Annotated in this window: 10 protein-coding genes and 1 pseudogene; 4 read left to right on the plus strand and 7 right to left on the minus strand. The window is 61.3% G+C overall.

Annotated features, from left to right (window positions below; translation table 11 throughout):
- Together A2J01_RS19025 and A2J01_RS19030 are read right to left on the minus strand one after the other, a co-directional pair.
- Positions 1 to 693, minus strand: a 693-nt coding sequence (locus tag A2J01_RS19025; protein WP_064113327.1) for an alpha/beta hydrolase, incomplete at its 3' end; no start/stop codon positions are given.
- 35 nt (positions 694 to 728) lie between these two features.
- Positions 729 to 1,424: a TetR family transcriptional regulator gene (locus A2J01_RS19030; protein WP_003945327.1), complete on the minus strand. Its 696-nt coding sequence runs from the start codon at positions 1,422 to 1,424 to the stop codon at positions 729 to 731.
- 168 nt (positions 1,425 to 1,592) lie between these two features.
- Between A2J01_RS19030 and A2J01_RS19035 the strand changes: the two genes are divergently transcribed.
- From A2J01_RS19035 to A2J01_RS19045, 3 genes are read left to right on the plus strand one after another with little or no spacing between them, the layout of a single operon-like run.
- Positions 1,593 to 2,726 carry a ferredoxin reductase gene (locus tag A2J01_RS19035; protein WP_064113328.1) on the plus strand — a complete coding sequence of 378 codons (1,134 nt, stop codon included), beginning with the start codon at positions 1,593 to 1,595 and terminating at the stop codon, positions 2,724 to 2,726.
- A gap of 35 nt (positions 2,727 to 2,761) precedes the next feature.
- The gene (locus tag A2J01_RS19040) at positions 2,762 to 3,934 is read left to right on the plus strand and encodes a fatty acid desaturase family protein (protein WP_064113329.1); all 1,173 of its coding nucleotides are present in this window, start codon (positions 2,762 to 2,764) and stop codon (positions 3,932 to 3,934) included.
- 13 nt (positions 3,935 to 3,947) lie between these two features.
- Entirely contained in the window at positions 3,948 to 4,193 is a 246-nt protein-coding gene (locus A2J01_RS19045) for a hypothetical protein (protein WP_003945295.1), read from the plus strand.
- A 154-nt stretch (positions 4,194 to 4,347) separates the two neighbouring features.
- On the opposite strand, the gene A2J01_RS36475 is transcribed toward A2J01_RS19045, so the two are convergent.
- The 4 genes from A2J01_RS36475 to gdhA form a co-directional block, all read right to left on the minus strand.
- The gene (locus tag A2J01_RS36475) at positions 4,348 to 4,515 is read right to left on the minus strand and encodes a hypothetical protein (protein WP_003945367.1); all 168 of its coding nucleotides are present in this window, start codon (positions 4,513 to 4,515) and stop codon (positions 4,348 to 4,350) included.
- A gap of 243 nt (positions 4,516 to 4,758) precedes the next feature.
- Positions 4,759 to 4,902, minus strand: a complete 144-nt coding sequence (locus tag A2J01_RS36480) for a hypothetical protein (protein ID WP_003945326.1) — start codon at positions 4,900 to 4,902, stop codon at positions 4,759 to 4,761.
- A 363-nt stretch (positions 4,903 to 5,265) separates the two neighbouring features.
- Positions 5,266 to 6,525, minus strand: a complete 1,260-nt coding sequence (locus A2J01_RS19050; RefSeq protein ID WP_003945374.1) for a PucR family transcriptional regulator — start codon at positions 6,523 to 6,525, stop codon at positions 5,266 to 5,268.
- A 487-nt stretch (positions 6,526 to 7,012) separates the two neighbouring features.
- Entirely contained in the window at positions 7,013 to 8,356 is a 1,344-nt protein-coding gene (gene gdhA, locus A2J01_RS19055; protein WP_003945368.1) for an NADP-specific glutamate dehydrogenase, read from the minus strand.
- Positions 8,357 to 8,624: 268 nt separating this feature from the next.
- Between gdhA and A2J01_RS19060 the strand changes: the two genes are divergently transcribed.
- On the plus strand, positions 8,625 to 9,959 hold the full coding sequence (locus tag A2J01_RS19060) for a DUF4185 domain-containing protein (protein WP_064113330.1): 1,335 nt from the start codon (positions 8,625 to 8,627) through the stop codon (positions 9,957 to 9,959).
- Positions 9,960 to 10,042: 83 nt separating this feature from the next.
- Here the strand turns inward: A2J01_RS19060 and A2J01_RS19065 are convergent.
- Positions 10,043 to 10,463 (minus strand): annotated as a pseudogene (locus A2J01_RS19065) (glutamine synthetase type III); the annotation flags it as partial.

Here is a 10,463-nt window from a genome sequence, read left to right on the forward strand (position 1 = left end):
TGTGTCGCCGGTGCTCCAGACGTACGTAGTCGGCACGGTGGTGCGATCGATGTCGCCGAAGTCGCGGGTCATCGCGCGGTACCAGTTCAAGGCGCCGGTCAGCGCGCCCTCCCCGCTCAGGACACGAATGTGCTCGTCGGCGAATTCAGGATCGATCTGGCCGTCGAACATAGCGCGCAGCCGGCGAAAGTTGTCCTCCGACAACACTTCCTCGGCTTTGCCCTCCTGTCGGAGAAGTCCGATGTACGACGAGCGTTGTTTTTGGTCCTCGTCCTCGCGGAGTGCCCAGCCGAAGGCGGTGGGGTGGGGGACCGAGATCGCGGTCAGACTGCGGATCCGGTTCGGATGGCGACCGGCGACCTGCCAGGCGACCGCCGAACCCCAGTCGTGGCCGACCAGATGCGCGTCGGACAGGCCGAGTGCGTCGAGCAATCCGACGACGTCGGCTACCAGATGCTCGATCTTGTAGGCATCCACCCCTTCGGGGCGCGCGCCGGCGGAGTAACCGCGCTGATTCGGTGCGATAACGCGGTAGCCCGCTGCGGTGAGCAGTGGTGTGACCTTGCCCCAGGATGCGGCGCTCTCCGGGAAGCCGTGCAGCGCTACCAGCGGAATGCCGTCGTCCGGGCCCGAGATCAGTACGTCGAAGGTGAGGTCGCCAACGGGGATTTCGTATGTACTCGTGGAAGACATGACTCTCACCGTACGTCGAAAAGGTGAACCCGAGGTCAGTTTCGAGGTGGATTCCAGGTGGCCATTCCGAGCATGATGACTCGCAGTTGCTTCTCGGCTCGTGTGATGACGGCGGCTTCGTCGCGATACCCGGCCGTCCCGGCGTCCAGCAGTTCGACGACAGCGCTGAACATCGTCGAGACGATCAGGTCGGCAGCCATTTCCAGATCGTCCGACGACCAGCTTTCCAGTCCGGCAATTCTGGAGAGGTCGATGGTCAGTTCGCTGACGAACAACCGCATTTCAGTGGCTATCGCACGTCGTACCTCACTGACGCCGCTGTAGCGTTCGCGGCAGAGGAACCGAAACTGTCGCTCGTGTGTATGCACTTGTCGCACAAGGATGCCCAGTGACGTAGCGGCGTCCTTGGTGCTGGGATTACGCCTTGCGTCGCGCAGCATCTGGCGCAACATGCGCATGCTCTCTTCGACGAGGACGACACCGACGTCCTCCAGTGAAGCGAAGTGGCGGTAGAACGCAGTCGGAACGATCCCGGCTTCCCTGGCTACCTCTCGCAAGCTGATTCCGGCGAAGCCCCGATCGGCCGAGAGGTCCATGGCAGTGTCCAGGAGCGCTTGGCGTGTGCGTTCCTTCTTTGCGGCACGACTTTCCGGCTCCCTGTTGTCGGGTTCCCTGCGCTCTGGGTTCACCGGTCCGGCCTTCGTCACGACGTCGAGTGTAGGTACAGGCATTCCGGCTCCTTTCGGCAACTCGTGTAACTCGGATCACATTCTTGTTGACATGTACTTGTGTGCACCTGTCACACTATCTTCGGTGAACATTTGTACACTGAATTCACGCAGTCGGGGGAAGCTAGCCCAGCAATCGAGATACCCGGCAATCGAAGTACGAGGAGGGTCATGACAATCGCATCTGCTCCTGAGAACACGACACCGAAGTCCACACCTCGGCGCGGACTGTCCTTGGTGGGACTGATCGAAGCCATGGCTGCTCCACATCAGATCGACCGATACCTCGAGTTGGTCAACCCGATGGCGACCGTTCGTGACATTCGCGCGCAGGTTGTCGCTGTCGACCATCCGACGGCTGACTCCGTCACTCTCACGCTGCGCCCGACGCGCCAGTGGCGCGGTTTTCAGGCGGGCCAGTTCGTGCAGTTGGGCGTGGTGATCGACGGTGTTCGTCACACTCGCTGCTACTCGCCGGCCGGGGGCGCGTCTACGCGCAGCGGGCTGATCGAGCTCACCGTCAAAGCCCATCCGGGTGGCTTGGTGTCGCAGTATCTGTACGCCAACGCAGCGCCCGGGCTCGTTGTCAGCCTCTCGCAGGCAGACGGGGTGTTCTCCCTTCCCGTCGACCGCCCGCGTCGGGTGTTGTTGATCAGTGGCGGCAGTGGAATCACCCCGGTCATGTCGATGCTTCGGACGCTGGTGGAGGAGCAGCACTCGGGCGAGATCGTGTTCGTGCATTACGCGAACACCGATGCCGACGTGGCGTACACGCGCGCGCTGAAGACCATCGCCGAGCAGAACCCGAACGTGAAACTGGTACTCGTGTACACCGAAAGCGGTGGAGGTGACCTCGAAGGTTTCTTCGATCGCGGGCACCTCGACGCGGTGGCTCCTTGGATCGCCGATCCGGACACGATCGACGCTCAGGCTTATCTCTGCGGACCTCCCGGACTGATGCGGGGAGTGCGTGAGGTGTTCCGTGAGGTCGACGTCGAGCACTTGCTCAACACCGAGGAGTTCGCGCCGGCGGTGGCCGAGCCGGGGGAGGCCGGCGGCGAGGTGTCATTCACCAAAAGTGGGGTGGCGGCCGAGAACTCCGGCGAAACACTTCTCGAACAAGCAGTAGCTGCGGGCCTCAATCCCGAGTACGGATGCCGGATGGGAATCTGCTTCTCCTGCACCTCCGTCAAGAAGGCGGGCCGTACCCGAAACGTGCGCACCGGTGAGACAGACGACGAGCCGGACAAGAAGATCCAGCTGTGCGTCAGTGCTCCCGTCGGCGACGTCACCGTCGACATCTGAAGTCCCATTTTCCACACGACTGTCTGGAGACCGACATGTTTGGACTTTCACTTCCCACCCTCCCGTTCCTCGGCAACGGTTCCGATGCGAAGGACGACGCTCCCGTCGTCCTGACGTACGAGCAGGTCGACGAGATCGGCCGCGAGTTGGACGCATTGCGCGATCGCACCGTCGCCTCGCTCGGGGCGGAGGATCGGGAGTACATCTACAAGATCATCAAGGCTCAGCGCGGGTTCGAGGTCGCAGGTCGCGGCTTGATGTATCTCGGCTTCCTGCCTCCGGTGTGGCTCGCGGCAGTCGGTGCATTGAGCGTGTCCAAGATCCTCGACAACATGGAGATCGGCCACAACGTCATGCACGGTCAGTACGACTGGATGCGTGAACCAGGGCTCAATTCCGAAGTCTTCGAATGGGATACGGTGTGCCCGGCCGACCAGTGGCGTCACTCGCACAACTACATGCATCACACGTACACCAATATTCTCGGCAAAGACCGCGACATCGGATACGGCATCCTGCGTATCGACGACGCGCAGAAGTGGAACCCCTATTACCTCGGTAATCCGGTCTGGGCCTTTGCCTTGATGATGCTCTTCGAGTGGGGCGTGATGATGCACGATCTCGAGATCGAGAACGTCATCCAGGGCAAACGCAAGTGGCACGACGTCAAGCCGCTTCTGAAGGGCTGGTGGAACAAGGCGGGCAAGCAGGTCCTCAAGGACTACGTCATCTTCCCGGTTCTCACGGGGCCGCTGTTCGTGACCACTCTCGCGGGGAATGTCACCGCCAACCTGGTCCGGAACGTGTGGACTTACTCGATCATCTTCTGTGGCCATTTCCCCACCGGTGTCCAGAGCTTCACCGAGGACGAGACGGCCGACGAGACTCGCGGGCAGTGGTACGTGCGTCAGATGCTCGGCAGCGCCAACATCGAGGGAAGCCCGCTCTTCCACATCATGTCCGGCAACCTCTCGCACCAGATCGAGCACCACCTGTTCCCGGACCTGCCTGCGCATCGTTATCCGGAACTCGCTCCCCAGGTGAAAGAATTGTGTGGGAAGTACGGTTTGCCGTACAACACCGGTGGGTTCTTCAAGCAGATCGGTTCGGTATGGGGCAAGATCTTCAAGCTCGCCCTTCCGCCCGGTTTGGTCAAGTCGACGACCCCTCCCGGTGTTATCGTCGAGCGCCAGCGAACTGCAGCCTGAGAGGCACACACTGATGGTCGGGAAATTCGAACGCCGCAAGGACACGGTCCAGGAACTGACCGAAAGTGCAGCCAACCACGTGGGCTCGATCGCGATGATCATCGCCGGGGCCGTTCGAGACGTGACGCGCGAGATCGGCGACTGGGTGTCCGACGGAATCGAGATGCGTGAAGCAGCGAAAAAGGCTGCAGCTGACGATCGTTCGGAGTCCGTGACCATCGAGCACGACGACAGCGATCCACCTGAAGACTGGCGTTGATTCACCGCGGCGGACGGCCTGATCGCGCAACCGCGAGCCGTCTCGCCAGAACGGCCACGTTGCCCTCCGTCACAGATGACGGAGGGCAACGTGGGTTTCGTGGGCTGCCTCGGCGGCCGAAGACGCGGATCGAACGCCGATCACAAGTGAGGTCCTAAGCAGCGCTGCCGAGGCTCGCCGAGTCGAAGCTGCCGAGCCCGGTGCTACCGAGCCCGCTGCTACCGACTCCGCCCAGTGCGAGCGCATTGCTGCTGCCCGCGCTCAGTAGCTGGACGATGATGTTGATGACGATGGGGTCGCCGGTGAGCGGAATTGTAGGCACAGGGGGACCTGCTTTCTGTTTCGAGATGTGGTGAGAAGGTGAGCGGCGACGGGATCTTCGACGTGGTCAGGCGGGCTGTTTCAGCCACTTCCGGTGCTGCCGAGCGACACGATGGAGCCGTTGCCGAACCCGAGTGCTCGGGAGAGTGAGCCGAAGTCGATGACCAGGCTGCCCAGGGTGTGCTGGTTTATCACGGTGGTTCCTGTCTGTGCCGCGACTGTGTGATGCGAGCGGGTAAGTCGATCAGGGAGCAGGCGTCGTGGGAGTTTCGCCGCCGCCGCCAATCGGAGAGTTGTCGGTGTAGAGGAAACTGCTGCCGGCGTTGAACATCTGTAGGACGGTGTTCAAGACGACGGCCAAAGCGCCTGTGGTTGGTGCGGCGATCATGTGCTTGCTCCTGGTTTCAGCGGTGGCGACGTGGTGGTCACCGTGGTCACCGCCATCACAGTGTCAGGCGGCTTGGAGCGGGCCCTGTGCGAGAGATTCTCTCGCACAGGGCCCGAGATTCGTCCTAGGAGACGCCGCCGCCATCCGTCGAGCCCGTGCCGGTGCTGCCCGCGTTGAAGAGCTGCAGGATGGTGTCGAAGAAGGCACCGAGGAGAGCGTTATCCTGGCCGTTGATCATGTGTTTCCCCTTAATTGTTACTGGTTTGCGCGGTGATTCGCACCACACTTTTATAGCCCGGTTCGGAGCGGAAAAGTGGGGTCCAGGCGCCACACGTGGACAGCTAATAGCGAGGATGTGAGTGTTCACATTTTCGCTGGACGATTGTCCACATCAGTGCTTGCGAAGGTCAGCGAGATCATGGCAGCGCGCAGTTTGAGCAGTTCAGAGGGCAGGGCCGGATCCAATCCGGTCAGGGTTGCGATGCGCTTGATTCGATTGTCGACGGTGTTGGTGTGCAGGCCGAGCGCCGACGCGGTGCGCTGACGATGCTGGCCGTTGGCGAGATGTATGGACAATGTCTGCAGCAGTTCCGGATTGCCGTCGAGTGGCTTGAGAAGATTGATCAAGCTGTCGCGGCCTGCGCCACCCCGAGTGAGTTGATACTCGAGCGCGAGGTCTTCCATTCGGTAGGACCGCGCCGGCAGTCTCAGGCGCCGCACGAGTTGCGCCAATTCGTGAGTGGTTGCTTGGGCGGCGGCGATATCTCGTACCGCGGCGTTCTCGGCGATTGCTGTGATCTCCACCCCGACCGTTGCGCGTGCGCGTTGGATGACCTCGCACACTGTTCCCCAGTCGGGTGTGCCCTCGATCAGCACCAGACCACGTTGCGGTGCAGGAGCTTCGAGCAGTGCCGACCCGAAGTGGGCCGCGATTTTCGATTGAGCGACGGAGAGGTCACGGTAGGCCTGTATGCGCTGGTGGTTGCCGTTGCGTGCTCCCGGGCGGATGGGCGGCAGGTTCACCAGGAGCCGCAGGACGAGATAGCGGGGTGCGAGTTCAACGCCCATCTGCAACGCAAGCTGGGTGGGATCGTCGCCGTCCAGCATGGCTTTCACGAGAGCGCCGGCGGAGTATTCCCCGAGTTGGGAACCGGCAGGAAGAGCCGAAAGATAGCTGATCGAGATGAACGAGTGAAGCCGCTGCGCAAGTGCGAACAAGAACTCGTTGAGATCCCCGAGATTGGCGGAGTCCTCGGCGTCGGCCCGGCTGAGGATGAGGGTGCGAAAAGTGCTGATGCCCTCGTTGGTCAAGTTGAGGATCGCGCTGAGTGGCACGCCTTTCAATGCTTGTTGGACGGTCATCGTGTGAATGCCGTCCAACTCTTGGTCGGTGGGAAGTTTGCGGTGATCCAATAGCTGGATCCCCACTTGGAGCCCCTGCACGATCACCGCAATCAGTTCCCGACGTACTGCCTCCGTTTGGAGGGAAGTCAACGTCGGGTTGGCACGGGACAGGTGATCTACGAGATCGCTTGCCAGTGGGATGACGTCGTTGACCGCTGTGGAGGCGGGCTTGCCTCCCAACATGAGCGGTCCCGGGTTGTTCAGCAGCGCTGGGGACATGGGTGGCCTCCTCTAGACAGGTGCGTCGCCTGGCACAGGCACCCGGAGGCTCGGCGCGTTACGAAGCGGGGTACACGCTGAGGCCTTGTTCGGGGGCATACTCGCCGCTGAAATTTGCGGATCGAATTGCGCCAGGCGTTGTGATTTCTACCACATGAACGATCGTCCAACTGTGAAATGGACAAATGTGAAGATAAGTCCATATGCCCCACGCGCTGCGGACCTAAACAATCGTCCACTTACGGTGTTTTTCGACGTCAGAGCGGAAAACGGTTTCGGAGGACACCGCGAGTTCCGTCTGGGATCATTGCCGCGCCTACGGTGCTCGTCGCGGGCGATTTGCTCGGAGCAAGCTCGAGGGCCCCGGGTCCTCGCGGACCCAGGGCCCTCGCGGCCTAGGTATTGATTCGACCAGTCCGATGTACGGGAACCGGTTCAGGGTGAAATCACCCTTTTCTCTGTACTGCTGTCTGTGGTGCGGAAATCTCTAGATGACGCCCAGTGAAATCATGGCGTCGGCCACCTTTACGAAGCCGGCAATGTTCGCGCCGTGCACGTAGTCGCCCGGCTTTCCGTACTCGGCAGCGGTGTTGATGGTGCGCTTGTGGATGCCGCGCATGATTCCGGCGAGACGCTCGTCGGTGTACTCGAAGCTCCAGGAATCACGCGAAGCATTCTGCTGCATTTCGAGAGCGGAGGTTGCAACGCCACCGGCGTTGGCCGCCTTGCCGGGTGCGAAGGCTACGTTCGCGTCACGGAAGAGCTGGATGCCTCCGGGGGTGGTGGGCATGTTCGCGCCTTCGGCAACGGCCTGAACGCCGTTGGCGATCAAGGTCTTTGCGGCATCTTCGTCGAGCTCGTTCTGAGTCGCGCAGGGGAGTGCGACGTCGCACGGCACGTCCCAGATGGAACCGTCGGCGATGAACTCGGCATGCGGAACTGCGTCGGCGTACTCGCTGATGCGGCCGCGGCGAACTTCCTTGATCTCCTTGAGGAGGTCGAGATCGATGCCCTTCTTGTCCACGATGTATCCCGAGGAATCCGAGCAGGCGATCGCGACGCCGCCGAGCTGGTGGATCTTCTGGATTGCGTAGATGGCGACATTGCCGGATCCGGAGATCACGACGTTCTTGCCTTCGAGGCCTTCACCCTTTGCCTTGAGCATTTCGGCGACGAAGTACGCGACGCCGTAGCCGGTGGCCTCGGTGCGAACCTGCGATCCGCCCCAGGTGATTCCCTTGCCGGTGAGGACGCCCGACTCGTACGTGTTGGTCAGCCGCTTGTACTGACCGAACAGGTAGCCGATCTCGCGACCGCCGACGCCGATGTCGCCGGCCGGAACGTCGGTGTATTCACCGATGTGACGCTGCAGTTCGGTCATGAAGGACTGACAGAAGCGCATGACCTCTGCGTCGGAGCGGCCCTTGGGATCGAAGTCCGAGCCACCCTTGCCGCCGCCGATGGGCAGGCCGGTGAGTGAGTTCTTGAAGATCTGCTCGAAGCCGAGGAACTTCACGATGCCCAGGTTGACGCTGGGGTGGAAGCGCAGGCCGCCTTTGTAGGGGCCGAGTGCACTGTTGTACTGCACGCGGAAGCCACGGTTGACGTGAACGTTGCCCTGGTCGTCGGTCCACGGCACGCGGAAGATGATCTGGCGTTCCGGCTCGCAGAGCCGCTCGATGAGTCCGGCGTCGGCGTAGCGGGGGTGGCGTTCGAGCACTACGTGAAGAGACTCGAAGACCTCTGCGGCGGCCTGATGGAACTCGGGCTCTCCTGCATTGCGAACCAAAACCTGATCGTAAATCTGCGCTACGCGGTCACGTACGGACACCGCTCACCTACCTCGTTGTGAGAACTCTTTTACATTTCCGTTACATACTAGGCGCCTTTATTGCTGTATCGGACAACTGTCCTGTGAAGGTGAAATCGGACACAGCTGTCACTTGTGTCAGTTGAACGGGCGATTTATAACAATTTGCTCAGCTTTCACTCTCTTAACACATTCCAAATGGTTTGCTTCTGCGGTCGGGGATCACTGTGCCTGTGGTCCGAACGAGTCGAAATGATCAGAGGGGCTGCACGTGCGTAATAAACACTCCATGTCGGCGATGTTGTCGATAGGCGTCGTCACGATTGCCGCGACGATTGCCGCAGCACCGTCTGCGTCGGCGATCGGTGGACCGTGCGGTTCGGGAGGAAGTGGTTCCGCCGGATCGATGACGGGTTCGCTCGGCTCGCTGACCGGATCGCTCGGCAGTGGATCCGCCGGTACCGGCTCCCTCGCCAACGCGCTGCCTTGGATCACCGGCGCCCCCAACGGTGCTCTGCCGGTGCTGACCGGCCGCACCAAGGCGATCGAAATGGTCACTGGCCCAGGCAGTCCCAACAACACCATCGAGCGGTTCAACGTGTCGGGTACCGACCTCGGAATCATGTGGGACAACGGTCTTTCGGGGCCGGATCACGACGTGCTGATGGCATTCGGCGACACGGTGGGCGACTGCGACACCCCTGGTGACGACTGGCGCAGCAACGTATTGTTCCGCAGCAACGACACCGCCATTGCCGACGGGATGAAGATCGACAGTTCTCCTTTGGACGGCCCCAATCATTCCAAGGAGATCATTCCGGGATTCGGCATTCCGGGTGAGTTCACCACCATCCCGACCGCTGGAATCTCTTACGGTGGTGTGCAGTACATCAGATTCATGTCCGTTCGGTCGTGGGACGAACCTGGAGCCTGGACCACCAACTACTCGGCTCTGGCTTTCTCCACGGACAACGGTGAGAACTGGGAACTCGATCCGGCGACAGTTCGCGCCAATACCGAAGGACTTGGCATTCCGGGGATTCCGGCAGTATCGCCGATCAATTCCAACTTCCAGCAGAGCGCCTTCCTCGACGGTCGGGACGGCTACATTTACGAATACGGAACTCCCTCAGGTCGTTTCGGTAAGGCGATCCTGGCGCGAGTGGCCGGCGCCGACATCAGAAATCTCGGCGCCTACGAATACTGGGACGGCTCCGGTTGGAGTCCGCGAGATACCGATGCCGTTCAGGTCATCAAGGCACCGGTCAGTGAACTCGCAGTGCAGTGGAACGACTACCTGAACAAGTACGTTGCCATGTACACCAGTGCCGAGGGCAACCTGGTGATCCGTCAGGCCGACCAACCGCAAGGCCCGTGGAGTGGTACGCAGACCCTGTTGAGTGGAATCACGTTGCCCGCGTTGTACGGCGGATTCATGCACCCGTGGGCGAGCGGACAGTTCCTCGAATTCGTCGCCACCACGTGGGACCGTTACAACGTCATCTACATGCGGACCGATTTGAACGGACTCCAGATGGCGTCGTCGGATTCGCGCGATCGTCCTGACCCCGCGACCCCCGGTGAGGCTCGCGTACTCGAAGTCACGATGCCGGAAGACCGCTAGCCGAGCAAGATTCGACAACTATGGCCTGCAACTCGATCGAGTTGCAGGCCATAGTTCTGTGGGTAGTGATATTCGGGTGATACTCAGAGAATGAAGAGCATTTCCTGATACGTCGGGAGTGGCCAGTGATCGTCGGCGACGATGGTTTCGAGGAAGTCGGCCGCTGCACGTACCTCTGCCATGGCGGGCAGGAGTGCGTCCTGTGCGTGCTTGGCCTGATCGAATGGCGACTCGCCGGCATTGGTGTCGATCGCTGCGCGCAGGGACGCGAGCGCTGTGCGCAGAACCGCAACGGGCGCCGACACTTCTTCGAGCGGAGCAGAATCCGGTTCGAGGCCGGCGGACTTCAGCGCGACGAAGTTTTGCGCAACTTCCGTCTGGTGGCGCACTGCGGCCGGAAGGATAAGTGTCGTACCGATTTCAGCGGCCAGGCGTGCCTCGACGCCGATGCTCAGTGCGTACTGTTCGAGGCCTACCTCGTAGCGACTGTGCATCTCTCGGTGG

It is taken from the genome of Rhodococcus sp. EPR-134 (genome assembly GCF_001647205.1).
Lineage (GTDB): Bacteria > Actinomycetota > Actinomycetes > Mycobacteriales > Mycobacteriaceae > Rhodococcus_F > Rhodococcus_F qingshengii.

Bases quoted from the DNA above. Each gene is read 5' to 3' on its own strand.
- A2J01_RS36480 (WP_003945326.1), bottom strand. From the start codon at position 4,902: ATGATCGCCGCACCAACCACAGGCGCTTTGGCCGTCGTCTTGAACACC.
- A2J01_RS19030 (WP_003945327.1), bottom strand. From the start codon at position 1,424: ATGCCTGTACCTACACTCGACGTCGTGACGAAGGCCGGACCGGTGAAC.
- A2J01_RS19040 (WP_064113329.1), top strand. From the start codon at position 2,762: ATGTTTGGACTTTCACTTCCCACCCTCCCGTTCCTCGGCAACGGTTCC.
- A2J01_RS19035 (WP_064113328.1), top strand. From the start codon at position 1,593: ATGACAATCGCATCTGCTCCTGAGAACACGACACCGAAGTCCACACCT.
- A2J01_RS19050 (WP_003945374.1), bottom strand. From the start codon at position 6,525: ATGTCCCCAGCGCTGCTGAACAACCCGGGACCGCTCATGTTGGGAGGC.
- A2J01_RS19060 (WP_064113330.1), top strand. From the start codon at position 8,625: ATGTCGGCGATGTTGTCGATAGGCGTCGTCACGATTGCCGCGACGATT.
- A2J01_RS19045 (WP_003945295.1), top strand. From the start codon at position 3,948: ATGGTCGGGAAATTCGAACGCCGCAAGGACACGGTCCAGGAACTGACC.